Annotated in this window: 25 protein-coding genes; 14 read left to right on the top strand and 11 right to left on the bottom strand. The window is 43.0% G+C overall.

Annotated elements, in window-relative coordinates; translation table 11 throughout:
• Positions 1–322: 322 nt before the first annotated feature.
• Both NKMY2_RS06225 and NKMY2_RS06220 read right to left on the bottom strand, forming a co-directional pair.
• Positions 323–982, bottom strand: a complete 660-nt coding sequence (locus NKMY2_RS06225) for a hypothetical protein (protein WP_042686048.1) — start codon at positions 980–982, stop codon at positions 323–325.
• A gap of 86 nt (positions 983–1,068) precedes the next feature.
• Positions 1,069–3,210 (bottom strand): PKD domain-containing protein, encoded by a 2,142-nt coding sequence (locus NKMY2_RS06220; RefSeq protein WP_157832470.1) that lies wholly within the window; start codon positions 3,208–3,210, stop codon positions 1,069–1,071.
• A 271-nt stretch (positions 3,211–3,481) separates the two neighbouring features.
• On the opposite strand from NKMY2_RS06220, the gene NKMY2_RS06215 reads away from it, so the two are divergent.
• The 4 genes from NKMY2_RS06215 to NKMY2_RS10285 all read left to right on the top strand — a co-directional run bounded on the left by NKMY2_RS06215 (position 3,482) and on the right by NKMY2_RS10285 (position 6,401).
• Positions 3,482–4,402, top strand: coding sequence for a carboxypeptidase-like regulatory domain-containing protein (locus NKMY2_RS06215; RefSeq protein ID WP_157832469.1), 921 nt, complete (start codon positions 3,482–3,484; stop codon positions 4,400–4,402).
• A gap of 101 nt (positions 4,403–4,503) precedes the next feature.
• The gene (locus NKMY2_RS06210; RefSeq protein WP_042686044.1) at positions 4,504–4,743 is read left to right on the top strand and encodes a hypothetical protein; all 240 of its coding nucleotides are present in this window, start codon (positions 4,504–4,506) and stop codon (positions 4,741–4,743) included.
• Positions 4,744–4,771: 28 nt separating this feature from the next.
• Positions 4,772–5,365, top strand: coding sequence for a hypothetical protein (locus tag NKMY2_RS10290; protein ID WP_052347561.1), 594 nt, complete (start codon positions 4,772–4,774; stop codon positions 5,363–5,365).
• A 175-nt stretch (positions 5,366–5,540) separates the two neighbouring features.
• A complete protein-coding gene (locus tag NKMY2_RS10285) occupies positions 5,541–6,401 on the top strand; it encodes a cupredoxin domain-containing protein (RefSeq protein WP_157832468.1) in 861 nt (286 codons plus the stop codon).
• Between the two features lie 5 nt (positions 6,402–6,406).
• Here NKMY2_RS10285 and NKMY2_RS06195 read toward each other — a convergent pair whose 3' ends face one another.
• Positions 6,407–6,649: a hypothetical protein gene (locus NKMY2_RS06195; RefSeq protein ID WP_042686041.1), complete on the bottom strand. Its 243-nt coding sequence runs from the start codon at positions 6,647–6,649 to the stop codon at positions 6,407–6,409.
• A gap of 114 nt (positions 6,650–6,763) precedes the next feature.
• On the opposite strand from NKMY2_RS06195, the gene NKMY2_RS06190 reads away from it, so the two are divergent.
• Positions 6,764–7,087: a hypothetical protein gene (locus NKMY2_RS06190; protein WP_042686039.1), complete on the top strand. Its 324-nt coding sequence runs from the start codon at positions 6,764–6,766 to the stop codon at positions 7,085–7,087.
• On the opposite strand, the gene NKMY2_RS06185 is transcribed toward NKMY2_RS06190, so the two are convergent.
• The gene (locus NKMY2_RS06185) at positions 7,084–7,926 is read right to left on the bottom strand and encodes a hypothetical protein (protein ID WP_042686037.1); all 843 of its coding nucleotides are present in this window, start codon (positions 7,924–7,926) and stop codon (positions 7,084–7,086) included. The genes NKMY2_RS06190 and NKMY2_RS06185 overlap by 4 nt on opposite strands.
• Positions 7,927–8,025: 99 nt before the next feature.
• Here NKMY2_RS06185 and NKMY2_RS06180 point away from each other — a divergent pair, with 99 nt between their 5' ends.
• The 4 genes from NKMY2_RS06180 to NKMY2_RS06165 are packed head-to-tail and all read left to right on the top strand — an operon-like array spanning position 8,026 to position 11,273.
• Complete coding sequence (locus NKMY2_RS06180) at positions 8,026–8,451, top strand: PIN domain-containing protein (RefSeq protein ID WP_042686036.1); 426 nt, start codon at positions 8,026–8,028, stop codon at positions 8,449–8,451.
• Positions 8,452–8,463: 12 nt separating this feature from the next.
• Positions 8,464–8,835 (top strand): hypothetical protein, encoded by a 372-nt coding sequence (locus NKMY2_RS06175; RefSeq protein WP_042686035.1) that lies wholly within the window; start codon positions 8,464–8,466, stop codon positions 8,833–8,835.
• 31 nt (positions 8,836–8,866) lie between these two features.
• Positions 8,867–9,919 carry an ABC transporter permease gene (locus tag NKMY2_RS06170; protein ID WP_042686034.1) on the top strand — a complete coding sequence of 351 codons (1,053 nt, stop codon included), beginning with the start codon at positions 8,867–8,869 and terminating at the stop codon, positions 9,917–9,919.
• Position 9,920: 1 nt separating this feature from the next.
• Positions 9,921–11,273, top strand: a complete 1,353-nt coding sequence (locus NKMY2_RS06165; RefSeq protein ID WP_042686033.1) for an ABC transporter permease — start codon at positions 9,921–9,923, stop codon at positions 11,271–11,273.
• On the opposite strand, the gene NKMY2_RS06160 is transcribed toward NKMY2_RS06165, so the two are convergent.
• From NKMY2_RS06160 to NKMY2_RS06145, 4 genes are all read right to left on the bottom strand, one after another.
• A complete protein-coding gene (locus tag NKMY2_RS06160; protein WP_042686032.1) occupies positions 11,270–11,593 on the bottom strand; it encodes a hypothetical protein in 324 nt (107 codons plus the stop codon). The genes NKMY2_RS06165 and NKMY2_RS06160 overlap by 4 nt on opposite strands.
• 7 nt (positions 11,594–11,600) lie before the next feature.
• Positions 11,601–11,852, bottom strand: a complete 252-nt coding sequence (locus NKMY2_RS06155) for a hypothetical protein (protein ID WP_420887350.1) — start codon at positions 11,850–11,852, stop codon at positions 11,601–11,603.
• Between the two features lie 238 nt (positions 11,853–12,090).
• On the bottom strand, positions 12,091–12,486 hold the full coding sequence (locus tag NKMY2_RS06150) for a Mov34/MPN/PAD-1 family protein (protein ID WP_042686030.1): 396 nt from the start codon (positions 12,484–12,486) through the stop codon (positions 12,091–12,093).
• A gap of 11 nt (positions 12,487–12,497) precedes the next feature.
• Positions 12,498–13,772: a hypothetical protein gene (locus NKMY2_RS06145; protein ID WP_042686029.1), complete on the bottom strand. Its 1,275-nt coding sequence runs from the start codon at positions 13,770–13,772 to the stop codon at positions 12,498–12,500.
• 88 nt (positions 13,773–13,860) lie between these two features.
• Here NKMY2_RS06145 and NKMY2_RS06140 point away from each other — a divergent pair, with 88 nt between their 5' ends.
• Both NKMY2_RS06140 and NKMY2_RS06135 read left to right on the top strand, forming a co-directional pair.
• The gene (locus tag NKMY2_RS06140; protein WP_052347559.1) at positions 13,861–14,340 is read left to right on the top strand and encodes an SRPBCC family protein; all 480 of its coding nucleotides are present in this window, start codon (positions 13,861–13,863) and stop codon (positions 14,338–14,340) included.
• A gap of 20 nt (positions 14,341–14,360) precedes the next feature.
• A complete protein-coding gene (locus tag NKMY2_RS06135; RefSeq protein ID WP_238549788.1) occupies positions 14,361–14,681 on the top strand; it encodes a hypothetical protein in 321 nt (106 codons plus the stop codon).
• Here the strand turns inward: NKMY2_RS06135 and NKMY2_RS06125 are convergent.
• Complete coding sequence (locus NKMY2_RS06125; protein WP_081781884.1) at positions 14,678–17,362, bottom strand: polysaccharide deacetylase family protein; 2,685 nt, start codon at positions 17,360–17,362, stop codon at positions 14,678–14,680. The genes NKMY2_RS06135 and NKMY2_RS06125 overlap by 4 nt on opposite strands.
• A gap of 146 nt (positions 17,363–17,508) precedes the next feature.
• On the opposite strand from NKMY2_RS06125, the gene NKMY2_RS06120 reads away from it, so the two are divergent.
• Positions 17,509–18,306, top strand: coding sequence for a hypothetical protein (locus NKMY2_RS06120; RefSeq protein ID WP_042686027.1), 798 nt, complete (start codon positions 17,509–17,511; stop codon positions 18,304–18,306).
• 8 nt (positions 18,307–18,314) lie between these two features.
• Here the strand turns inward: NKMY2_RS06120 and NKMY2_RS06115 are convergent, their stop codons facing one another.
• The gene (locus tag NKMY2_RS06115; RefSeq protein ID WP_042686025.1) at positions 18,315–20,231 is read right to left on the bottom strand and encodes a glycosyltransferase family 2 protein; all 1,917 of its coding nucleotides are present in this window, start codon (positions 20,229–20,231) and stop codon (positions 18,315–18,317) included.
• A gap of 143 nt (positions 20,232–20,374) precedes the next feature.
• Positions 20,375–21,763, bottom strand: a complete 1,389-nt coding sequence (locus tag NKMY2_RS06110) for an NAD-dependent succinate-semialdehyde dehydrogenase (RefSeq protein WP_076613398.1) — start codon at positions 21,761–21,763, stop codon at positions 20,375–20,377.
• A 674-nt stretch (positions 21,764–22,437) separates the two neighbouring features.
• Here NKMY2_RS06110 and NKMY2_RS06105 point away from each other — a divergent pair.
• Complete coding sequence (locus NKMY2_RS06105) at positions 22,438–23,367, top strand: transcription initiation factor IIB (RefSeq protein WP_420887348.1); 930 nt, start codon at positions 22,438–22,440, stop codon at positions 23,365–23,367.
• Positions 23,368–23,445: 78 nt separating this feature from the next.
• Positions 23,446–25,647, top strand: a complete 2,202-nt coding sequence (locus tag NKMY2_RS06100; RefSeq protein WP_042686022.1) for a CDC48 family AAA ATPase — start codon at positions 23,446–23,448, stop codon at positions 25,645–25,647.
• Positions 25,648–25,730 lie beyond the last annotated feature (83 nt).

Raw genomic sequence — 25,730 nt, 5'->3', positions numbered from 1 at the left:
ATCTTGAGTTTATCAGAGATCAAACCAAATGTCTAAAATTTAGGTTAAGAATTATAGAAAAACCCATATTTTGAGCAGATTTTTGAGTCAAACAACACCAGTGTGATGTTTTTTCTCACTATTTACCAACTTGGACTAAAAATAAACTTGGCTTATTTGCCGTGTCCGTGCATCTCAGAATCCACGTGGCAGTCGCAGCTGCACAGCTCAGTTTTGTGGTCATTTTGACAGTCAATGCACTCATAGTGCCTATGCTTTTCACAGTTGCCGCAGATCATGATTCCAATGGATCATACATGTTTGTCATATTTTAGGACTACTTTCAAAGGTCGATTTCGCTCTTGGCCAAAATTGACATTGTCAATTCATGGTATACGATCGGATCGATTTCTTTTGCAAAGTTTTTGTCTATATTGATAAGATAAACAGAGTTTAGCTTTGCATTTACTATGTCATCATATGCTATTGGCGGGTTTTTGTAGAATCTGTCACATAGGGATTTTACTTTTTTGATCTCATTTTCGGGCCTCAGTGTGGAAGGATTTAGGAAGATCTTGTGTATCGGCAGCATTCCAATCACTGGCGTGGCAAGCGAAAACTTGGCACAATACTTGCTGTAACGGGCAACCTTGCTTACAATTCTAGACGTATAGTAATCAATCGTGTCTAGTGCATGCTCAGGCGGGGTAAAGCCAGTCTCTATCTCAATTATTGATACCTTGTCGTCTTTTTTTGCATAGACATCACACACAAGCGAATCAGTCAGTTGTTTTTCCACGTCCACCACATATCCGTTTGATATCAGGTTTGCCGCGCAAATCAGCTCAAGGACGGAGTGGTTGATTTTTACCAAGTTTTGCTGGTACAGGTCGATTAGTCTTTGGCGGACATAGTTTAGCTTTGGCACGTCGTCTTTTTGCAGGCTCGCTGCAAGGCGGTCAGTTATCACATAAACGTCGTCTTTGAATTTCTCAACATCCAAAAAGGTTCATCATTACATCAGAGCAGATGGTTTATGAACATACTTGTGGTTGCGGATTGATAAAATTAGAACAGATTAAACCAGACTTATACTGGCTCTCTTGTGCTTTTTACTTTGGCAAACGCTGTTGGGTCGCCGTTAATTGGACCAACTGTTATCTTGACAGAGTCCTTTGCGCTGCGGCCAGTTCCGTCACTGACAGTTAGCTCAAATACCAATGTCTTTGTCTCCTCATTGTCCACGTCAGGTGACTCAAATGAAGGCTTTGCCAGAGTAGATGATGACAAGACTACAGGCTCGCCAGATAGTTGGCTCCAGCTGTATGAGAGGTTGTGCTTTAGTGGATCCTTTCCAGAGCCAAACAAGGTCACAACAACGTGCTCATTGACATTTTGGTCTTTGCCAGCATATGCAGTTATCGCCTTTGTGGTAATTCCCTTTACAACGACATCGACTGTGTCAGGTGCGCTGTCAATAGTTCCATCGTTAGCTACTAATTGGAATGTTAGTTTGGTGTCAAGTTCTGTCTTTGGTGCCACAAAGGTTACGTCCAAGTCTGTTGTCGAAGACAAGCTCACTGTCTGTCCGCCAATTTGGCTCCACAGATATGTTAGCTGTTCTCCATCCTCATCGGATGCAGAGCCAGCAAGCATTACAGTTGCATCTACGTCTACAGTTTGATCAATGCCTGCATCAACTACTGGTGCAGAGTTGACTGGAAGCACGTATACTTTGGTAGTGTCCTTTGATGGACGGCCATGCTCGTCAGCTGCTCTTAGCTCAAATACCAACACCTTGATTTTGCCGTTGGCAACTATTGGTGCTATGAATGTCGGGTTTTGTTCATCAGTTGATGATAATTCAACTGCTTCGCCGCCAACTTGTTTCCATGTATAAGTGATATCTTCACTGTCTGGGTCTTCTGCAGAGCCAGAAAGTGTAACGCTTGTTTGTTCATCTACAGTTTGGTCAAGCCCAGCGTCTGCAGAGGGTCTTGCGTTATCAGAGGTTACAGTTACAGTAACAGTGTCTGTTCCCTTTGCCCCATATGGGTCAGTTGCAGTTAATTCAAATTCCAAAGTTGTAGAGTCGCCGCCAAATACTTCGGGTGCTGTGAACTTTAGTTCAGATCGGTTTGGAAATAGAAGGTCTACATCTTCGCCGCCAACTTGTTTCCAGGTATACTTGAGTGCATCTCCGTCTGGGTCTGAGCCAGAACCGGCAAGTATTACGAGTCTGTTTGAGAGAGTGTTCTTGTCAGGACCTGCATCAGCTACAGGAATATCGTTGACTGGGTTAATTCTAATAATTACAACATCGGTAGATGATCCACCGCCATCTCCTACGGCACAAGTCAATCTAAATGCGGTTGGAACCATTTGTCCATTAGCGATTTCAGGTGCAGTAAATGTTGGGTCTGCACTAGTTGTTGATGACAGTGGTGCGAATGGTCCAAGTGTTTGTACCCATCTGTAGGAGAATTCTCTATTGAGTTTATCATTACAAGAGCCATCTAGTTGTACGTTTGTTCCTTCGTCAACAGTTTGATCATCACCTGCATCGGCAGTAATTAGCGTAGCCTTTGCAGCGTTTACTTTGATTACAACGCTATCACGTGCCAATCCACCATAGCCGTCAGTTACAGTCAGTTGGAATCGTAATATGCCAGAACTTCGAGGCATCGATGAAGTATCAAATGAAGCGTTTTGGTCATTTGCATCAGATAATTCTACGATTGGTCCGTCAATTTGTGACCAGTGGTAGTACAAGGCATCACCGTCTGGGTCTGAGCCGTCACCATTGAGGGTGACTTGGTCATTTTTGTTTACAGTTTGATCACTGCCAGCGTCAGCAGTTGGGGGCTGATTTCTTGGCAAGACAGTGATTTTCAGTGTGTCTTTGTCAGTTGCACCATAAGGATCAGTAACGGTTAATTCAAAAGTTAAAATTTTCACCATGCCGTTTTCAACTTCAGGGGCAGTAAAGGTTGGTTCTGCAACGGTTGTTGAGGACAGGGTAACTGGCTCGCCACCAACTTGTTTCCATTGGACTGTAAGGAAATCATCGTCAGGGTCAGTTCCGGTTCCAGACAAGGTTACAAAGTCTCCGGCCTTTACAATGTTTTGAGGCTGGGTTGCGGCGCTAGCTGTGTTACTAAAAGACGGTGAATAGACCATGCTGACAACCAGCAGTGTCATCAGAACTGTGTAAAATTTTAATTGCAACATTTTAATCGTAAAAATTACACTGATTAAAAGCTTTCGTTCAATTGTATGCAATTTTGGGATCAACATTTTGTTTTATCGATCTTTTTTGCATTTTGAGATCAAACTACAAACTTTGGATCGTTTTGCAAAACGACGGCGCTTTTTGAAAATACAGACGGGTCAAGGAAACCAAAACAATTGTCATATAACTCGAATTGCTAAAAAATAACTGATTTGCGACTGTTTTGATTTTGATGCTTGAGCTTAACAAACATTGGTTCAATTCACAATGTTGAGACAAGTAACAATCGTAGGGATCATGTTTTTTGCCATGTTTTGCGTACTGGTGTCGCAGGCATCTGCTGCCCCGCTTGATTTTCTCATAAATGTCAAACTCGAACAATACCAAATTGAACTAGGTCAAAAGCCAGTAGTTTTCGGCACGGTCACAGACAATGTGATGAGGCCTGTGCCAGACACGAAGGTAAAGATCACGTTTGGCGCAAACTCTGCCACCGTCACGACAGATTCAGATGGACGGTTCAGGCAAGAGTTTCCCGAGCAGACAATGCCAGGAATTTTCAAGGTGAATGTTTTTGCGCACCAGGACGGAAAGAAGGGGTTTGGAGAAGCGTCGTTAAGAATATCAAAGCAGCTGACAACGTTTAGCGACTTGTATTATAACTCAAAGATGGCCAACAGCACTGATCAGAAAAAATCCGACCCGTACGAATCGCTGAAGATTAAAAATTATGAGAGGTTCCTAAAGGAGAAAAACAAGATATTCCAAAAGCAGCTAGACATAGAGGCAAAAAAGATAGCATTGCAAGAAAAAAAAGACGTTGCAAGCCAAAGACTAAACCAGACGGTAACTGAGCTAAAGCCAGGTCCGGGAAGTTTTTCAGGTTACAGATATGACAGGTATTTCTCAGAACTAAACCCCAGCATAAGAGATGACATCGCAAACCAAATGAACTACACTAAAAAAATAATCGCAGACGCAAGGCTTGCCATGAAGCATGTTTTGGATGATGGCGGCACCCAAGACGAGGCCAGAAAGGCGTACTTGGAGAAGCTTTCGACTAAAAGAGACAGCATGGAAAAAATCGCAGATCTAAACGGCACCGAGAACCACTCCAAGCCAAAAAAACACGATGAAAAATCCAGTAGCGGCAAGGTAAAAGGGCTCACAGTCAAGAATGTATACAAGTAGAAATTTTGCAAAGTCTCCCAAAGACTTCAAGTTCCAAATTGGAACTGCCAAATCCGATCAAGTTCCGTGAAAGATATAATCAAAGGTAAAGAAACGTGCGCATGAAGACAGCAAGCATCTATTTGGGCAGGGGAATCATCAAGAACCTTTCTTCAATACTAGTTGATGATGAAGGGGTTTCTCTTGAGAACATATGGCAGACAATTGAGGACTTTGGGATAAACAGGGAAGACTTGAAGAAACTAAGTCCGACATACAAGGACCTCTACGAGATATACTCGGCAATCAGGGCGTATCGAGTGAGTGTCAAATATCTAAAGGAACTCAAGAACAAGTTCTGATCACAGGTTCGATTCAAGAGGGTAGTGAATGAATTTCGAGGATCTTAAGGAGAAATGCATCCTAGTTGGAGTTTCCGCAGGAATATTTCTCCCATTTCGGCTGCTTGTAAGCCAGTACTTTGCAGAGCACTGGCTTGGCAACCTCGGCTTTGCCACAGCTGTGTCATTACTGATGATATATCTGGCCAAGAAAAACAAGCTTGGAAGATTTGGTGAGATTTTGAAAAACCAGATAAGAAAGGTAGTATGGGGCAAATCATCACGCCTGATCATTATCTTGCTACTAGGGTTTATGGTTTATTTTGGCACCGTCATCGTACTTGTAAACCAAGGAAACACGGTGTACCAGGAGGACAAAGAGGCATTATTCCAGGACATGTTTAGTGAGGAACACGCTTCTCAGATCAAGCTTAACGGGCCAGGCATGGAGGATAGCGAGTTTCCAGGGGTTTCCCAAATCAGGTACATTGCGTACGTTTTTTCGTTATCGTTTGCGATACTAAACGACATGACGGGGGACTGGCTGGCAAGCATACATTTGATTTTGTTTATGGAACAAGTTGAGATGGTTGGCCTTTTTTGGCTCTACAGAAAAATGTTCAGGCCTGTCAGCGTGGCGTGATTTTCCTAATTTATCCTAGTTTGTCTGTTTTGAACAGACAAATTCAAAATACCATATGGCGGGATTTTGACTTTGAGTCCACTTGTTCAAAGACAGCACGTTAGTTGGTTTTTTTGTAGTGGGGTTGTTGATTTTTTCCTATCAACAAGTAGCCTTTGGACAAATGGGCAAAAACTTGGAAGTAACGATTCCAGACGGCTCAGCAAACAATGAGACGGCAAGTGCATTTTATCCTGACATTCTTCCAATTGAACCTGGGGACACCATAACGTGGGTAAACGAGGACTCTGTCATGCACAGCGTCACAAGTGGAATCCCAAAAGCACCTGAATACTCGGGATTGTTTTTTAAAACAGGAGAAATTGATGCCAAAAAGTCAGGGACTGCAGAAATAACAGACCTAGAGGGACATTTTGCATTCTATTATTTCTGTGAAATCCATCCATGGATGACTGGAAAGATAGTCATATCCACCGCGCCAGAATCACAGCCAGACACGGCGCTCCCGATTGTCATAGGCCACACGACATACCACAAAGGACAAGACGTTGCAGTCACAGGCAAGGTTGCAGACGATTATGCAAAAATAAGATATCAGATACTAGTTTACGATCAGTCAAAACTGGTCGATTCCATAGATGGGCACTTTAATGACGACGCGACACTTGACGAAACAGTGCGCACTGACAAATTAGACGGTGCAAAATACACACTCAAACTGGTGTATGGTCTTCCAACGCAAATAGCCAGCACGAGCTTTGATTTGAAAGATGCATCGGAACGCAAAATCCCAGGCTGGATAAAGACAGAGGCAAAGATGTGGTCAAGCAATGTCATCTCAGATGGAGAATTCATCAAGACAATACAATACCTCTCAAAAGAAAACATAATCGATTCTCAAATGCAGAATGGTCAAAAGGTAATCCCAGGCTGGATAAAGACAAATGCATCATGGTGGACAGATGACTTGATTTCAGATACAGAGTTTGCCAGTGCCTTAGAGTACCTGGTAAATGCGGGAATCATACAAATTTAGCAGAATCACTTATGAGATTCCAAGTATATCTTGACTGCCTCCAAATGCGAACAGTTGGCCTTGAGCCCCTTACCGTGGTGGAATTTGTAGAAGTTTTTGAACCCAAGGCAATCACATGAATCAGCGGTAACCATGTAGGATTTGCCAGGATCAGATGAGGATCTTACTTGATACAGATCGTTGTCGATCTGCACCACGTTGCCCTCCTCAACTAGCTTCTTTGCTTTTTTTATCGTACCTGCACTCAATTACATAGGATATGGTATTGCCCATTAGAATAGATTCTGGTTTTTACATTGGTTGAAAAAATTTATTCACACAAGACATAAGGCATATCAATGGACTTTTGAGTGGAATAGAAATTGGAGCGAAAATTCAATCAGACTCCGGGAGACACAAATATTGCAATACTTGGTTATCTGACAAAGGTCGGAACTTGGATGAATTTGAGACAGATAACTACAGGCACCCCCGGCTCCGATCTTAACAGGGACAGGCTGAGATCGATTTTGGAGAGCTTTAACAAAAAGGGATTTGTCGAGATCAGGGAAAGCCAGAATCCGAAGGCAAAATTCGAGTACAGAGTAACTGAAAAAGGAAAGGCGTCATTTCTAAAATGCGTCAACTTTGAGCCAGACGTAAGATACATTTTGGGATTAAGAGATTTTAAGGATAACTCACTCTAGTTTATCCACAACATGGAATAGCCCTGCTCCTCTTCAAAAATCAAGTCCATGTCAAATTTGAGTCCTAGTTTTTGCATCAATGACGACAGCTGGTTTGACTGCAATTCATCATCATAGTTTTGTGCAACGCATAGGACGCGGAATATTCTCTTGTTGGATTTTGAAAGAGTTTGCGCGAACTGCTCTATTGCCTTAGCTGAGGCATCATCGAAGAATTTGACAATGAAGTCTCCTTTCTTTGTAGACACAAGAATGTCCACAGTTTCATTTCCTATTGTCTGGTTTGTCTTGTATGGGAGCTTTTTGCCCTCGGGCTTATCGCGTCCAAGCAAAGAGCGCAATTCGGGAAATACAAGGCTCGAGTGGTTTAGAATTTTTTCTGTTCTTGTTACGCCTTCTGGTATGGACGTCTCAAAGTTCACAAGGTATGATTGCCTAATAAGCTGGTTCTCTATTGTTTTTAGTTCCTTTTTGTACGCTTGTCCCCTATACGTAATCCACAAAAACAAAAAAGACAGCAGCCCTATTACAAGTCCGTTACTTGCCATCAGCCAAATTTGCGTCGAATAAAGCGCAACTATGCTCTCACTTGAGAAAACTTGCGCGCCGTTTGGAATAAAAGAAAGTGCCACCTCTCCTGTTTTCTCGTCATGGATTTCGGTGATACGGCCGTGCTTGCTTATTTCCTGTTGAAAGTAATACTGAGACATGGAAATAATTACAGACAGGGATAGCAATCCAATTATCACCATCACAAGTGTGACCCGGTGCCAAACACTGAGGTTCTCAATTGCAACATCTAGCCTTTCTGCAAGAGACAGCTTGTCGTTTTCAGACACACAGTAAGCGTTTTTTGTAAATATTTAATCAATTGTTACAAATTGTAACATGATACAGTTATTGCAAAATCGCTTTTATATCCACGGCTAAATCATACTATGGAAATTGGAAAAGCACAAACAGTGGTTTTAGACTCTAACGTGTTTATCAAGGAAATTCAAGAAGGTCGAGTTCTAAGACCCATCGCAAAAAAAATGAAAAAACAGTCCTCAAAACTAGTCATGCCAGAAACGGTCCTAGGGGAGATTGCAAAAATAACAGGCTCCGATCCAATCACAACTATGACGCACGTCTACCAGTACTGCAAGCAGCCAATAATGATCGACAGGACAGACGAAATAATTACAGAGTCAAGCAAGATATCGCAGAAATATTACGAGTGCCATGTTCCAGACAATTTTATTTTGGCAACGGCAAAACTGACAGGCTCCACCCTAGTTAGCTTTGACAGGGATCTCCTGCAGACTGCAAAGATGGAAGGCGTCCAGGCATTCCTACCAAGAAACTACATCAGGTGGGGCTAAACATTGTCTGCGATGAGTGCCCTGGTACTAGAAGACAATCCACGAATCACAAAACTATATGAGAAAATTTTCTCATCAGTTGGATTCGGGGCAGACTTTGCACCTGACAAAATCTCATGTGTTGATAAACTTTTGAATGAGGGCAAAAAATACGACTTTGTGATTCTGGAAAAATCAACCAAGTTTGATGAGCGCGTCAACTTGGAGGATAAAATTCTGGCAATCAATCCGCAGCAAAAAATATTCTTCCTGTCCCCGTACCTCCCGCCAAGGAATTCTGAATTTGACAGCATTAGCGACACGATGAGCATAATAGACAAACCGTTTGCGATGGTCAGCCTGCTTTCATATCTAGAGATAAACGCGCCAGCCGTTTCACAATAGACATTTTAAGCTAATTTTGTAAAATTGGTCAATGGGACTTAGGCGGTATTTGGCCACTCGCGGGATCATACTGTTCTGCGTTTTAATGACAACCCTCTTGCTGACAATAATGCTTGTCGGCTCCAACATGGATGTTATACTAAAAAAAGGTGTGTCGATTCAGGTCAGGTCAGAAATTACGGAAAACAGGGCACTCATGGGAAGCTTCAAGGATACAAAGGAGCTGGACCAATTCATACAGAACAGCATTGACAACAGGATCAAAGCGCTCGGCCTTGACTCCCCGTGGTATTCGCCAAACAGAATCGGGCTTTCCATGTACAAGATAATCACGCTTGATTTTGGACATGCGACGTTTTTGTCAAGCGACTCTGGATCCTCGAAGGTGTCAGACATAATTTTAGAAAAGATGCCAAGGACCGTTTTGTTGTTCACCACTGCCACCATAATCATATCGATGATCGGAATATTTCTTGGGGCGCTGGCAGGAAGCAGGACGGGATCAAAAATAGACAAGGCAACATCGGCGTTTGCAGTGATTAGCGGAAGTTTTCCGGTGTGGTGGATAGGAATGATGATGATTTTTGTTTTTTCGTTTACACTTCATCTGTTTCCTGCAAGAGCGACGCCGCTCATTTCCCCAAGCGACCCCGGATACATACCTGCACTGCTATACCACATGGCACTCCCATTGATCACCATAATCCTAATTGGGTTTGGAACATGGGCATACTTGGTTCGTAATTTCATGGTAAACGTGATGCAAGAAGACTTTGTCACAGTCAAAAAGACAATAGGCGTCGCCCAAAGAAAAATCGTCTTTCAGAGTGCGCTAAAAAACGTAGCACCCCCCATAATCACAGTACTTGCACTGAGCCTTTCAGGCTCACTTGGAGGGGCAATCATTACAGAGGCAGTGTTTGACTGGCCAGGCATGGGAAGGCTGTACTTTGAGGCAATAAGCGTGATGGACTTGCCGGTGATAATAGGAGCAACATATGTGCTGACGGCGTTTTTCCTAATTAGCATATTTGTATCAGACTTGTTGTACGGGTACTTGGATCCAAGGATAAAGACGGTGTAGCATGGGATTATTCAATGATCTCAGTGCAAATGTTCTGAAAAGCAGGGTAGGAATTACGGGCGCCGGCATTTTGCTGTGCCTGGTTTTGGTATCAGCGTTTACAATAATTTTCATTCCACTAGACACGTACAAGCAATGGAACAACCCAAGCAGTTGGACGTTATTTCCAAAATCAGCGCTCCCGTCATGGGTCAATATTTTTCTTGCAAAAAAAATCCCGGAGCACCAGATACTAGACAACACTAGCACCACAGTGCAAACCGGAGACAATGCAAGAAAAATAATGCAGAGTTTTGAGACGGACTATGCGTTTGACTATTTCCCAAGCGATTTCATATACCAGTACACTGCCAAATACCAAGGAACTCCAGTTTTGGAGTTTGACGTCACAAGGCCTGACGGAATGACTCTGCACTTGCTGTCATATTCGTTACCGAATTTGAAGTCTAGGACCGTGTTTTCAGACAAGGTTTTTTCGACAAACGAGTCCATACGAAAAAACATCCTGCTTGCATCAGACAGATTTGCGTTTTCAATAGTCAGCATGCCAGTTGAGGAGGTAGTTTTCTCAAAAACAGACGCGCACGAAGTCTTAAAGGGGAAATACACTTTTGTGGCAAAAATATCTACGACTGACGCCCAAAGTATCATGGATGATTCAAAACTGATCATAGGCGGCAAGGTTTTCGGCTTGATTGGGACAGACGAGCAAAGGCGGGACCTGGCAATAGGACTGCTGTGGGGCACGCCGCTTGCACTGTTTATCGGAATAACAGTTTCCGTCGTATCGGTAGTATCAGGCTTGGTTTATGGGGTTTTTGCAGGATACAAGGGCGGAAAGACTGACGAATCCATGATGCGATTTAACGACATAATTTACGCCCTGCCAGCTCTTCCGTTTCTCATCATCTTGGCAGTAACGATTAGCAACAGCATATTTTTGATGATTGGCTTTCTGATGATTTTCGGGTGGGTTGGAATTGCCAAGGTTTCAAGAAGCATGGCACTTCAGATTAAAAACAGACAATTTGTCGAAGCGTCAAAAGCAATGGGTCAGAAAAGCTCAAAGATAATCTTCAAGCACATCATACCCCAGATCATGCCATATGCGCTCGCAAGCATTGCGATATCGGTGCCAGCGGCAATTACAACTGAGGCAGGGCTGAGCTTTTTGGGTCTTGGGGATCCAAGCTTCCCCACATGGGGTCAAATACTTCATGACGCAAGCAAGCACGGTGCCGTAACTCGGGGATTGTGGTGGTGGGTAATCCCTCCAGGAATAATGATAACGATTACAGGGCTTGCCTTTGTTTTTGTCGGGAACTCCCTTGATACTTTTAGAATAAAACGCTAGGAATCCAGAGTAAAATTTCGAATTATGCTTACGGTTTGGTCGTTTAGCTTTAACGTGTATGCTGCAGAGTTTGGCTCGTTGTACTGCGCCAGTATTTCGGCAAACTTTGTCTTGTCCTTTCCGCGCTCATAAATTCCCCCCGTTTCCTTTATGCACAGTGGGAATTTTTTCATGTTGAGTCCGCTTTTCAGAAGATACGCGACAAATTTTTTGTAGTTCTCAGTCTCGTACCAATCTATGTTTTTTTCTTCGCACGCCACAATCCACGTATCAATTGAATTTTGATAGATTGCCTTTTTCCTAAGATCCTCAAGTGTCATGATTAGGCTAAAAGTCGGCGCGCTTCATTTTTGAGCCGCATCTAGGACACATCGCGCCCTTGAATCGGTGATTGCATGTCAGACAGACGTACTTTACTCCTCCGCCTCCTTCCTGATTTAGTCCAAAGAATCCGCCGCCACCTCCCGAATCTCCTCCATATCCCTTGACTCGGCTCATGTATCGGCGCCTTATGAAAAGCGGCAAAATTATGAAAATTGCAAGTGCTGCTGCCAGCCCATATGGGAACGGCAATATCATCTGCAGTCCAATGCTTACTGCAAGCGATGCAAACAGAAAGATCAGGTAGTTTCTATAGCTGTACAATACAATCAATCTTCGAAAAAACCTTATAAAGTTTAGCCCATGCGAACTACGCGATACTAGGCACAACATAGTTACTGCGGCTTTATCTAGCCTAGAGCAAATCGCGCACGGTAATATCAGTTAATAACTGCGAGAATGCCGCGCTTGCGACAAAATCAGTCTGGAACGACCCCTAGTCTTCAAAAATTATTTCAAGCGAGTTTCCGTCGCTATCCCAGGCAAAAACGTCCTCGCTGTTTTCGTATGGGGATTTAACTATTAGCGAAACTAGGCCAAAAAAGTTCTGCATGTCAGTTACGGAAGGATCTGCAGGGCCGGTAGGATGCGAGTGAACTATACCCACGTATGACAGGTCAAACGGCAAAAACGAGTGAGGAAATCCGGCAAAGGTCTGGCCGCCATATGAAAACGGCGGGATTACAAGACTATCTATTGTTATGATTCCCTTTTTTGACTTGCCCTTGAGTATCAGTATTCCTTCGTTTGGGTGTTTCATTTTGCAATATGACAAAATACCATCAAGTGGATCTTTTTTCAGCACTACTTTTCTACGAGATTCGTCAGCCATGTTTCATCAACCTACACCAAAATGACATATTTCGTATTTGAAATACTTTGCAAGTCACGTCCCAATTCCGAAATTGCGTGTGCGCGGTTGCTTGTTTCCTGAGCCAGATCGGATTCAAGTTTCTTAATTTTTGATTCCATGTCGTTTTTGTCAGTTATTGTCTTTTGTAATTTTTGCTCAAGTTCTTCAAACGCATCAATATCAAAAATCCCAAGTTGGCTTTGGAGGTCCTGATCTTTTTGCATTAGAGCGTTCTTGCGTACGAGAAAATCGTCAATCTTTCGAATTATGGCACTGATATGATCTACGGATTTGTCGGCTTCCTTTACTGAGACGGCACCAGACAGGGTTCCTTTCATGCAGGATTCCAGAATAACAATTATCGAGCCCTTGTTTTGGGTGGTGATTGTCTTTGCAGGATCATGAATTAGATCTTCCATGAGAATTTTGAGGGGCTTTTCAAGCGAGGTCACGTAAAAATACTTGCCAAGCGGTCGCGATATTTTTGAGAACTCTTCGTCTATTTCCTTGTAGAGTTTATTTTCTTCTTTTTTGTTTTGCTCGATTTGATTTTTTATCTCAAGATATTTGGCGTGCTGTGGGCTCGACTTTAGCAAATCAGTTTTACTTTTGAGCTCAGATATGGAAGCGGCAAGATGATCGTGCATCGTTTTTAGTTTCGGTATTTGTGCGCTTTTGTCAGTTATGATTTGAATCATATCGATAATTTTGTTCGTTTTTTCTTTGATGAGTGATTCGTCAGACTCAAATTTCACATAATTGTCAAGCAGTTGCAGTGCTGACATGTAGTTTGTGTTGATTGTTGCAAGATGATCCTTTAGGTCCTGCGCATATTTTTTTGCAAATACGTGAATTACCCTGCTGTTCTTTCCAAGCACGTCGCCTATTTTTTTTAAGGCTTGGGACGCAAGTTCTGTTGCTTTTTTTACATCATCAAGTGTGCCTAGTTGAGGCATCTTGGCCTTGGCCTCTTTGGATATGATGCTTATTACTTCGGTCTTGCTTCTTGTCACGATTATCTTTAGCTGGTTATCAATGTCGTCTATCTTTAGGCTGTCATGTGAGAGGTGATCTATTATTTTTAGAATGGAGTTTAGCTCGTCTTGTATGTTTGAAAACAGAGGGGCCGTGTTCTCGACGAGGTGTTTTTGTCTAGAGTTTTTCAGATCAGATAGTATTGCAGATATCTGATCCAGTTTGATTTCCCTTGAGGATAGGACACTCTCTTCTTTTTCTGTTTTCTTTTTATTCCATCCAAAAACCATGATCTCAATACCTTTTGATTAGATGTATACGTGTCGAATGACAGTTTAAAAGTTTACAAATTTAAAACAGCATGCATCATTCCAATGCATGGGAACTACAATACTTGCCGAGGACGGAAACGGCCAGTATTGCGGAACTGTATTGCAGGCAGTGACGATTAACGCATCAAAAAAGAACGTCTGGAAAGAAATCAGCAACATAGTTGGCCTCCCAGACTGGATTGCAGACATCAAAAAGGCAGAATTTCTTTCAAAGGCAAAGTACGGGATCGGCGGGGCAAGGAGACTGTGGTTTTCTGACGGCAGCGTTGTTGATGAATATGTCACAGGCTGGAGAGACGAGCAATACCTGTCATACATTGCTACAAGCGGTCTTCCACTGCGAGGGTATCACGCAACCATATCCATCACACCTAGGAAAAATTCCTCGTACGTCCTATGGAATTCATTTCTAATAAGTGAGAAATCAGACAGAAGGCAGTTTGAAGAGTTTTTGTCGTTTATGGAGTCGTTTTACGCAAACTCGCTTAAAACCCTCAAGGCAAGAATAGAAAAGCAACATAACTGAGTTCGTGCATTGATTTTTTGTTGAGCGACACGCGGTTCACAATGATTGGGATTGCACTTGTCTTTGCAGGGTTTTTGATATTTGGGATCTTTGGCCACTCTTACTACAATGCGGCAATTCAGGCAGAAGAATTTGAGGACTGTTACGAATTTTCTGACGACGGAAAACAAATCAAAATAGACTGCGATACAGTACTGCAAAACCGAATCTTATTTTTCGGACTGGTCGTAGGCTTGATCGGACTAGGAATATTTTTCTTGATCAAAGGGGTCAGGGGCAAGTGGGATCAGGACGTAAAGCCAGAAGACAGTGTCGGCCCAGGAACATCATATCCAAGCTAGATTCGAATTATTCCATGTTCCATCAGATACTGGATTCCTTTTACAAAATCAGCGTTTCCTATTTTGTCTTCTGCCCACCAGCCGGCAATGTTTTTGACCCAGGGCGGAATTTTTTGCTCACCGCTAATTTGTGAATTTGGAATTTGCAGAATTTTCTGTTCCACCAAGTATTTGAGTTCTTTCGTAAAATCAGAATCAGACATCTGCCCCTTTGACCACAAACCGGCATTGTCCTTAGCAGTGTCCGGGATGACTAGAGACTTGTTTTCCAGAATCGATGGAATTTCATCTAGTGCAACTATGCTTATCCCGCTCGATTTTAGATCATCTAGTATGGTATCCAACAATTGGAGTTTGCTTGAATCGACTTCATTTTTAAACAATTTGCCATCTTTGGCGGCAAAGTCTTGGGATTGCAGACTGATTACAGCGTAACCATTTTGGCTTATGTTCGATTTAATTTTGGTAAGCGCCTTTTCAGGTATGGTTCCAGCGTAAAACGGATCATCATCCATCAGACTTGCAAGCAATGCAGTACTTGGAACATGTTTTAGTGAGTCAGCATATGGGGGAGGATCACGTACAATGCTTGCACTAAAGTAGCGCACGTTGTTTTGATTTGCGGCCTCAATTGTTTCCTTGTTAAACGAGTCCAATGGCGGGGCAAATATGACAGATTTTACTTGCAGTATCTGGAATATCTTGTCGTTGGTTTTTTTGATGCTGGCGGCTTGTTTTTCCTTGTCATATGCCGTGTGATCTACATATTCCCATCCTCTGTTTGCTATTCGGAGAGTTGTCTTGCTTTGGATTTTCTCTTTTATCAGATCAACGGCTTTTGGATCATTGCCAAAGAATTGCCCAATTACACTAATTGTAAGCTGGGCATTTTTTTCACTAAATCTGCCAATTGCGGCATTTTGCACATCATTTAGGTAGAAATCCTGTATGTTGTCCATCCTAAATGCAACACAGTTACAGGTCAGAGGCTCTTTTGGAGTGTCAGTAGCAGGTTGCTTTTGTGGCGCAGGTTTGTCAAAGGAACTTATTTTATCGATTGTCACTATTTTAAGCCCTTGGCTTTTGACCTTGTCTATTAGCAATCCAAGTTGTTGCACCTGAGTTTGATTGACTTTGTTTTGGTAGATCCCATCGGAATATGTAGAGAATTCGTGTGGATGCATCATCACTACGGCATAGCCATAATTGAACAGGCTTTCATTTATCCCATCAAGCACCTTGCCCACTGATTGAACTTTCCAATTTGCCTCTTGCCTATCAAGTATCGATGTTTGTGTGGAAGCGGGGAAATAGTAAAGGCTTGACTTTTGGAACGGAGGTGATTTTGAAGTTGATGTATGAGAGCTGATCTGCGTAAAATTATTTTGTTTTAGTATTGCAATCGTATCATCATTGTACAGGTTTTCTGGCGGAATAAACGTAGTCGGAGTAACTCCCAACACATCGTGGATTTTTTTGTTTGATTTTGCAAAGTCGTCTGCCTGCTGATCCTTTGTCAGTGCAGTCATTATTCGATGCGTCCAGCTGTGATTTGCTATTTCCAGATCAAGGCTTTTATCGGTTAGCATATTCTTAACAAGAGGAACCAGATTTGGATCATCGCCAAACACATTTGCGACGACTCCAAGTGTAAGACTAGACTGTTTTTGTGCGAACATGTTGATTATGTCAATTTGAGCACCATTTAGAAAATAATCCTGAATATCATCCAGACGAAATGCCACGCAATTACAGTTCAGATACTCGGAATTCAGCTCAGGATTATGCAAGTAAATTTTGAAAACGTTCTCAGGGCCAGATATGGTGATTTTTTTTGAGGCCAGAGTAGTTAGCTGACCATCTGAGGATTTTGATTTTATATGTATGGCATATGTGCCAACTTTTAGTTTTGCAAATCCAGCAAGACCCTTATCAGATACCAAGGAATCGGCCAGTTTGTTTTTCTTGCCATCGTATAATTGCGCAATAAATTCCCCGTCGGACTTGGCAACCTTCGTATTTGTTGTATTGTACACCTCAATTGTGATTAGTTTATCCACAACAGTAGGCCATTGTGTTACAACTTTGAGTTCTTGAGCAACATTTGGCAGTAATTTGACTGGTGTCTGAACATATTTCAGGTCAGGCCCCAGGGCAATTTCAGCATAATAATAATCAGTGTCTTTCATTGTTGGGTACAGCCACATTCTAAGGGTTTGGCCACTTTCGTCAGTTCCAGAATAACCCCATGACTTACCATCAAACGATTTTATCCAAACATCCGCATTTGTGAGCGGAGTCTCACCGTCGCCATAAAATACAGAAAGGCGTATGCCGCCAGGGTTTTTTATTACTATCTCGACTTTGTCCTGACTTTTTTGTAGATCAACAAACGCCACGTCTCCGTACAGGCTATTCATGTATACTTCAAACTTGTACCGATGCCCTAATGGCAACGAGTCTACAACAAGCGGATTATCGATGAGTGAGGTGATCTCTTTGAATGGCACGCTTGAAAAATCCTGATACACTTTAACGGATAAGAGGTCAGGTGTCACCCTATCGCCGTTTTCGTTTCTTATGGTCACCTCAACTGAGCCGGTATTTTGTTGATACGATATTACAGGGACAAAAATTAAAAATGATATTACCAAAGAAATTATGCTAGTTTTAAACACCATACCAGTTAATGCTATATTTTCCTAATTTTATAACCATTAGCTAAAAGTCCAAATTGCAGATTAATCGGAAAAAAACAAAATTCGTCCAGATAAAGAACATAGATTAGATGAATCAGGCTTTTATATGTAAAAGTCAAAGTAGACGTATGAGACAGGTTGTGTTTGGCATCATACTGTTCAGTGTTTTTGCATCAGTGATTCCAGTTTTAATGCAAGATGCAGATGCTGCACAATCCAAAAAAATTTGCGGTGACAAATTATGCTCTGAGATAAGAAAGTCATGCCCGAGTGGCGAGATTCGGGACCCAATAAATCAAAAATGCTACCCAGGGTCTTCAGGCTGGAAGATCACAGGATACTTTCTGCCGCTAGAAAAAGACTATCCAAGGGATCCCCTAGTTTCAGCATATGTGCAAGGCGTAAAGAAAAACGGCTCTTTTGACTATACGGAAAACAACTCGACGTACTACCTAAAGCAATTCAGATCAACGTTTCTCAAGGAAATAGCAATCCAAGGCTCTGGAAAGACAAACGAAAACAAGATACTTCAAAGCTGGACGCATGATTTCATTTCTCCAAAGGGAGAAAAAACAAGGTTCTACCACTACGGAAAATGCGCAATGACGTTTTCAGGGGCCTGCTTGCCGTTAGCCACAAGCTCACTTAACGAGCGCACTATAATGGTCGCAGTAACGGCAGGAAAGACAGACATGAGAGAAGGAGTGATTTCCCATGGAACACTACTTCGCATTCCAGACATCCCCTCACCTTGGAATACCAGAACGTATTGGGCAACAGACATCGGAGAGTGGGATGACAAACACATCGACATATTCACAGGCTATGGGATCAAGGCAAGAGACGCGGCATACAAGATAACCAAGCTGCCACCACTGGAAGAAAGCCGAGTACTCGCAGTAGGGTTTAATGAAATCAGGCCGTAGCGATTTTGTTATTGCTGGATTCTTTGGGCGCTAGTCCACTTGGCCTTTAGGCCGACAAGTTCTTCAAAAAGCGCCTTTAGCTGTAAAATGTCAATTAGCTGTTTGTACCCAATCACCAGGAACACGGAATAAAGTATCATTTTTTTGTCATCCCGGTCCATTCTGACTGCCATTGCCGAAAGCAGGTACTGTAGCACTATGAACATCCCAAGGACAAATGCCACGTAGGAATAGTTGCCAAGGAGTAATTGGTAGGCTGTAAAACCCAGAACCATCAAGCTTGTAGTAGGAATCACAAGCATGTGAATTACCAACAGAGGATATGAGAACTTGTGAAGATATCCAAATCTTGGATTAGTCAAGATATCAGAGTGCCTTCTCAACACTTGAAGATTTCCGCGGTACCATCTTTTTCGTTGCTTGTAAAAATCATGCAGTTTCTGCGGTGCCTGCGTGTATGCAGTTGCCATGTTACTTCCGTTTACGACCATTCCAGATCTTAGGACTTTCACGGTAGCATCAAAGTCCTCAACCAATGTGTCTTTATGATAGGTCCCAGCCTCTTCGAGTTTCTTTTTCTTAAATGCGCCTAGCGCTCCTGGAACGATAGTGATTGCACCGAAATAGTCCAGCCCTCGCCTCATGATTTGTATGCCAGACAGATACTCCAGTGCCTGGCACCAAGTAAGGCAGTTAACCCTGTTTCTTATTTTGATGTTGCCTGCAACGGCTGCAACGTTCTCAGTTGAGAACGATTTTGCAATGTGCTTTAGCGCAGTGTGGCCAATTATTGTATCCGCATCCAAGATTGTTATTATGGAGCCTGTCGCGTAAAGTATTCCGGCGTTCAGCGCAGATGCCTTTCCGCCATTTTCTTTGTGTATGACTTTGACTTTGTCCTTATAGCGCGACGCAATCTCCAGTGTTTTGTCCTTACTGCCGTCGTCAATTACTATGATTTCCTTGTCAGGATAATCGGTTGCAAGGAGTGATTCTATTGTAGTTTGAATGACTTTTTCCTCATTATATGCCGGGACTAGTACGCTTATCTTCGGATAGGAGTCAGGCTCCCTTAGCAAGGCCTCAAGTGCAACGCTCCTTATCGCAAGCGGTACAAAGAGCATCGTCTGCCAGAAAGACAGCATCAGGCACCAGACAAAAATTGTTTGGATAACGCCTGCAATTCCGCTAGCATACCCATCATACGCAATCATCGTCCCAAGCACGAACGGCATTATCATCACCATTATCGAATAAGACGATGCGGCCCTCCTCCCATAGGAATACTGCGATTTTGGCTCCTTTCTCGATACGATGTGATAAAAGACCATCACTGCGGCAACTGAAATTGCAATCAGGCTAAGATACGAAAGCATGCTATATGCAGTAATCACAAGCAATGCAAAAATTATAGACGCCAGCAAAACCAAAACAGGATCAGCCTTTGTCCGCAGCGGCTTGGTTTTGATGTGCTCAATCGGTTTTGTTTGAAGAGTCTCGGCACGGTATGGTTCAACTGGGGGCGGTACTTTGACTACCTGCGTCGCTTTGGGCAGTTCGGATTCTTTCAGTATGGAGCTAAAACAAGCGGCGTGAAACCACCTGTTTTCGTATCGCGTTGTTCTTTCTTCAAGGCCCAGATCATTGCCGCAAGATGCACATTTGTGCATACGGTTAATCAAGACGTGGTGAGAGAGCGGTACGGCCGGAAAATTTAGCGGCTTTAGATTTTGCTTCTCAGCGCCATTGACAGACTGAGTTTTTTGTAGCTGTTCATATTTTTTGTTTAGGTATTTTTTATCAGACTCGTAGATTTTCTTTCCTTTTTCAAGAGAGTGTAATATGTAAGACAGTCTCCCAGAGTCGCCCATTTCCGCATCTTGTAATTTTTTTACAATTTCCAGCAGAGTTGCGTTACTGTCCACAAATCCCGTTATTTTGGAATTTTAAGATTATTTGGCATGTTTAAAATTGACAAATGTCTTCAAATTTTCAAATAAGATCCACGCTATGATTGAGATTTTGTGTAACTTCAGGCACAAATTTCAGTTGTAATTTCGCAGGACGGTCATTCCACATAGTGCTGCTTGACCAAATTGTCATAGAACCTAATTGACTTTATGTTGACAAACTCCATCATCCCATACCTAGACAGCTCCCTGCCAAATCCACTGTGTTTGATCCCCCCAAACGGAATCCTAGGATCAGATATCACCACGTTGTTTATCGTGACTATTCCGGATTCGACCATTCTTGAGAGTCGATCCGCCTTGGTAAGATCGCGCGTCCAGATGCTGGCACCAAGGCCAAACTGAGAGTCGTTTGCAAGGCGTATTGCGTCTGCTTCGTCATCAACTATTGTGATTGGTGCCACGGGTCCAAACGTTTCCTCGTACGCAATTTGCATCTTTGATGAAATTTTGGTGATCACAGTTGGGCTGTAAAAGTAGCCCTTGCTGCCAAGTCGTTTTCCTCCAGTCAACACCTCTGCACCTTTTGCAATGGCATCGTCTACTAGTTCTTCAATTTTGTTCAGGCCGGCACTGTTGACTAGCGGACCAATATCGGTTTCCTCAGACATTGGATTGCCAACTCGGAGGCCTTCTGTCTTTTGCACAAATTTTTCGATGAACTCATTTGCCACATTTTTTGTGACAAAGAATCTTTTTGACGCGACACAGCTTTGCCCGCAGTTTATGAACCTGCCCTTTACTGCCCCACTTGATGCTTTTTCCACATCAGCATCACTGCACACGATAAACGGATCGCTTCCCCCAAGCTCAAGCACACATTTTTTCAGATTAAAGGCAGATCTTTGTGCCACCTTGATTCCTACAGACGTACTTCCAGTAAACGTAACAGCACTGACATCAGAGTCTATGAGCGACTCGACAATGCTTGAATCTCCAACAAGTGTTTGAAATATGCCGTCTTGAAAACCGGCCTTTTGGAACATGTTTGCAATTTCAATTCCACACTGCATTGTTGCACTGGCAGGTTTGAGAACAACGGTGTTACCAGCCATAAGCGAGGGAGCTGCAAATCGCAATGCCTGCCAGTATGGAAAGTTCCACGGCATCACACTGGCAATCACTCCAAGGGGCTCAAAAGAAATCACGCTTTTTCTAGCATCTGTGTTTATCGCCTCGTCGTGCAAGAAGATATCGCTGTTATCAGCATAGAACTCCATTGCCCATGCACACTTTTCAACCTCGGAAAGGGACTCTTTGATTGGCTTTCCCATCTCTTTTGTTGCCAAGGATGCAAGTTCGGTTTTGTTTTTTCTCAGCTCTTGTGCGAGGATATGAGTAAAGTGGGTTCTTTTTTTGATGTCTTTTTTCCAGTCTGCAAACGCGGTTTTTGATTTTTTTACAGTTTCAAATATTTTTTCTTTACTGATTACATCATACTCTGCGATGAGTTCCTCTGTTGCCGGGTTTACTGTCCTAATTGTCACTTGTCAATCTCATGAGGGATTGTCGTATTAATGTTCCAAAGATAATCAAGTTTGGGGCAGCTAGCGGATCTACACTTTAAATGCGTTTATGCGGCAAGTAATGAAGTTGAAAAGAAGCAACGGCAGAAGAGGCAAGAGGTTTTGAGACGGGGCTTGTACTGCGGGGAGGAGGATCACTTGAGGCATACGAGTGCGAGCATGTAGGACGCTACAAAAACACAGAATAAAATTCGATATCGTTGCAGTGACATCATGCATACTGACAAGACAGATCACACAGTTAGAATGTCAAGTGATCTCAAGACATGTTGTACATAAAAAATGTGTGAATCATGTCCCAGATAAAAAGTGCGGAAAAATCCTCATACTAGAACTAGAATACCATAGACTGGCTTATGAACAAGCGCCATAATCAGGCAGTTGATACGCATATTGCGAAAAGATGGTGTTCGGTTTCCTTTAGAGGATGCAGATTTTTCCATTGCAACCACAAAACAGTTAATAAAAAACGATGAGGAAGGCTCGGAAAACGCATTTGTCGCCAAAGACAAAATAGCTAAGAGATGATCACAAAAAGACACCAAATGCTGAAACGTGAGGCTTCAGACGCAGATAAGTTGCAAAAACAGGTTGCAGAATACACTGGTTATTATTAGCAGACAGGCTTACAATACATGTCTGGCGCAAGTATGGTTGTACAAACTTTGAACAAAGAAGGACAATGTAGACGTTGTAATAAAGGGATGATGATGACAGACGACATCACCGGTGAAAGATTTTGCAATAGTTGTGGTTTTGTAATTGTTGAACGCATTGATGACTCCGGTCCTGAACGTCACTTGTTTTCAAAGGACGAGCGCGATGACAAGACTAGAACGGGTGCACCAACATCGCTTGCGATGCACGACATGGGGCTTGCCACAATAATAGGCCACACCAATAGGGACGCCACTGGAAAGCCACTTTCCTCATCCATGAAGATGAGCATGAACCGGCTCAGAACGTGGGACAGCAGGAGTCAGGCCCACGTACAGGCAGACAAGAATTTCAGACACGCGTTTACGCAGTTGGATAAACTAAGGGACAAACTTGCCCTATCAGATGCAGTGGTTGAAAAAACAGCTTACATTTATCGAAAGGCCCTTGCAAAGGGCTTGGTGAGGGGCAGGTCAATTGAAGGACTTCTTGCAGCAGCAGTGTATGCGGCGTGCAGGGACGTAGAGACGCCAAGAACCCTAAACGACGTTTCAGAGGCAATCAACGTAAAGAGAAAGGACGTTTCAAGAAACTATAGGTTGCTAGTGCACGAACTTGAACTGAAAATGCCAGTTGTAGATCCAATTAGCTGCATGTCCAAAATAGCAAGCAAGGTAGGGTTGAACGAAAAAACAAAACGAAGGGCACTTACAATCCTAGAGGAGGCAAGTGCCATGCAGATTACTGCGGGAAAGGATCCGATGGGACTTGCGGCTGCCGCACTTTACATTTCATGTATAAAATGCAAGGAAAATGTCTCACAAAAAGAAATCGCACTTGCTGCAGGAGTAACTGAGGTTACGATCCGAAATAGGTACAAGGGACTAAGAGAGTCATTAAAATTATAATTCAGAGTGTTGAAAAGACGCTAAATTTTTCATGGATTTGATGACAAGGTATAAGGCTTAGATCAGACGCAGTAATACATAACCCAAAATTTTACTTTGCTTAAGGTTTTAGAAGCATATTCACGCGACGTTGGAAAGGGAATAGCACGTCTTGATTATGACTCTGCAGACTCGGTTGCCGCAGCGACAGGGGATGTTCTTGAAATCAAAGGAAAGAAAAGAACAGTGGCAAAGTGCCTGCCCCTTTACCCATCAGACGAGGGAAAAGGCATCATACGGATTGACGGCGTTACAAGAAACAATTTGGGGATTGCAATCGGTGACAAAGTCGAGGTCAGAAAGATAAGGGCAGTGCCTGCTGAGAAAATCATCGTAGCTCCACTTGAAGCGATTCCGTCAATTGACGAGAGATACCTTACAGAATCGCTAGAAAACACGCCACTCATAGTAGGAGACTATGTCATGGTGAGGTATTTTGGAGGCAGGTTAACATTCCAAGTAATAGATATCTCACCGGCAGCAGACGCAGTAATCGTAACGCAAAAGACCACGTTTGTAATTGGCGAGAAAAGCGAGTCCTTACAAGGAATCCCGCACATATCATACGAGGACATAGGCGGCCTGACTGACGAGATACGGAAAGTCAGAGAGATGGTTGAGCTCCCAATGAGGCATCCGGAAATTTTTGAAAAACTTGGAGTTGAAGCACCGAAAGGTGTTTTGCTTTACGGGGTGCCAGGGACAGGCAAGACACTTTTGGCAAAGGCAGTTGCAAATGAAAGTAATGCTCATTTTATCAGCATTTCAGGGCCTGAGATAATTGGCAAGTTTTATGGCGAGAGCGAGGCAAGGCTTCGGGAAATTTTCAAAGAGGCAAGAGAAAAATCACCGACCATCATTTTCATTGACGAGATTGACTCAATAGCACCAAAACGCGACGAGGTCACAGGTGAGGTAGAAAGAAGAGTAGTCTCGCAAATGCTTTCGCTCATGGACGGGCTGGAAGCAAGAGGCAAGGTAATTGTCATTGCCGCGACAAACAGGCCAAACTCACTGGATCCAGCACTTAGAAGACCGGGGAGATTTGACAGGGAGATAGAAATCAAAGTGCCGCAGAAAAAAGGAAGACATGAGATACTTTTGATACACACACGAAACATGCCGCTGGCAGACGATGTCAATTTGGATAAACTTGCGTCGATTAGCCACGGATATGTCGGGGCAGACTTGGAATATCTCTGCAAAGAAGCGGCGATGAAGTGCTTGAGAAGACTATTGCCCGAAATCAATTTGGCAGACGAGAAAATTTCATCCGAAGTGCTGGATAAGCTAATAGTAAATGCTGACGATTACAATAATGCGTTTCGTGAAATCATACCAGCTGGTATGCGTGAAGTATACATAGAAAATCCAGACGTTTCTTGGAACGACATAGGCGGCCTGACAACGGTAAAGCAGGAATTACAGGAAGCAGTAGAGTGGCCAATGAAGTATCCAGCATTCTATAGAAATCTAGGCTACAGAGTGCCTCGCGGAATTTTGCTCCACGGGGCAAGCGGCACCGGAAAAACGCTGCTGGCAAAAGCAGTGGCAACTGAGAGCGAGGCCAATTTCATTTCAATTAGGGGTCCAGAGCTATTGTCAAAATGGCTTGGAGAGTCAGAGAGGGGCATAAGAGAGATTTTCAGAAGGGCGCGACAGTCATCACCATGCGTTGTGTTTTTTGACGAAATTGACTCAATAGCATCCATCAGAGGCATGAGCGGAGACACGTCGGTTACGGAAAGAGTTGTCAGTCAGCTCTTAACTGAGATGGATGGAATAGAAACCCTGTACGGTGTAGTCGTGATTGCTGCAACAAACAGAGCAGACATGATTGATCCCGCACTTTTAAGACCAGGCAGATTTGACAGGACCATACTAGTCCCAATGCCAGACAAAGAAGGCAGGAAGAAAATTCTGGAGATAAGTACAAAGGAAATCCCAATAGACAGGGAAGTCAGCTCAAATGGCAGTAAAAACCCAGACTATGTAGATTTAGAAAAAATAGCAGATGCGTCAGACGGGCTAAGCGGGGCAGATATCGCATCCATTGCAAATACGGCAGCGTCAATTGTAATACACGAGTTTCTAGGAAAATATCCGGATCCAAAGGAAGCTGAAAAACAGGTCAATGACGCAAAGGTAACAATGAGGCACTTTGAGGAAGCGCTAAAAAAAGTGAAAATACAAAAAGACATCAAGATTGCAGAAAAGATAGCAGTTCAGTACTACATGTAATTTTTGCAAGAATCAGACCAAACATAGTTCTTGAGTCACATAAACAGAATTGTTTTTCCTCAAGATGCGCTCGATGGGACAAG

Origin of the sequence: Candidatus Nitrosotenuis chungbukensis, assembly GCF_000685395.1 — an archaeon.
Classification (GTDB): Archaea; Thermoproteota; Nitrososphaeria; order Nitrososphaerales; family Nitrosopumilaceae; genus Nitrosotenuis; species Nitrosotenuis chungbukensis.
This window is presented reverse-complemented; position numbering and strand designations above follow the sequence as displayed.

Excerpts from the sequence above, each read along its gene's own strand:
- NKMY2_RS06140 (WP_052347559.1), top strand. The coding sequence starts at position 13,861 with ATGGGAACTACAATACTTGCCGAGGACGGAAACGGCCAGTATTGCGGA.
- NKMY2_RS06220 (WP_157832470.1), bottom strand. The coding sequence starts at position 3,210 with ATGTTGCAATTAAAATTTTACACAGTTCTGATGACACTGCTGGTTGTC.
- NKMY2_RS06180 (WP_042686036.1), top strand. The coding sequence starts at position 8,026 with ATGGAAATTGGAAAAGCACAAACAGTGGTTTTAGACTCTAACGTGTTT.
- NKMY2_RS06170 (WP_042686034.1), top strand. The coding sequence starts at position 8,867 with ATGGGACTTAGGCGGTATTTGGCCACTCGCGGGATCATACTGTTCTGC.
- NKMY2_RS06165 (WP_042686033.1), top strand. The coding sequence starts at position 9,921 with ATGGGATTATTCAATGATCTCAGTGCAAATGTTCTGAAAAGCAGGGTA.
- NKMY2_RS06120 (WP_042686027.1), top strand. The coding sequence starts at position 17,509 with ATGAGACAGGTTGTGTTTGGCATCATACTGTTCAGTGTTTTTGCATCA.
- NKMY2_RS06155 (WP_420887350.1), bottom strand. The coding sequence starts at position 11,852 with ATGATATTGCCGTTCCCATATGGGCTGGCAGCAGCACTTGCAATTTTC.
- NKMY2_RS06160 (WP_042686032.1), bottom strand. The coding sequence starts at position 11,593 with ATGACACTTGAGGATCTTAGGAAAAAGGCAATCTATCAAAATTCAATT.
- NKMY2_RS06175 (WP_042686035.1), top strand. The coding sequence starts at position 8,464 with ATGAGTGCCCTGGTACTAGAAGACAATCCACGAATCACAAAACTATAT.
- NKMY2_RS06125 (WP_081781884.1), bottom strand. The coding sequence starts at position 17,362 with ATGGTGTTTAAAACTAGCATAATTTCTTTGGTAATATCATTTTTAATT.
- NKMY2_RS06145 (WP_042686029.1), bottom strand. The coding sequence starts at position 13,772 with ATGGTTTTTGGATGGAATAAAAAGAAAACAGAAAAAGAAGAGAGTGTC.
- NKMY2_RS06105 (WP_420887348.1), top strand. The coding sequence starts at position 22,438 with ATGTCTGGCGCAAGTATGGTTGTACAAACTTTGAACAAAGAAGGACAA.
- NKMY2_RS06150 (WP_042686030.1), bottom strand. The coding sequence starts at position 12,486 with ATGGCTGACGAATCTCGTAGAAAAGTAGTGCTGAAAAAAGATCCACTT.
- NKMY2_RS10290 (WP_052347561.1), top strand. The coding sequence starts at position 4,772 with ATGAATTTCGAGGATCTTAAGGAGAAATGCATCCTAGTTGGAGTTTCC.
- NKMY2_RS06210 (WP_042686044.1), top strand. The coding sequence starts at position 4,504 with ATGAAGACAGCAAGCATCTATTTGGGCAGGGGAATCATCAAGAACCTT.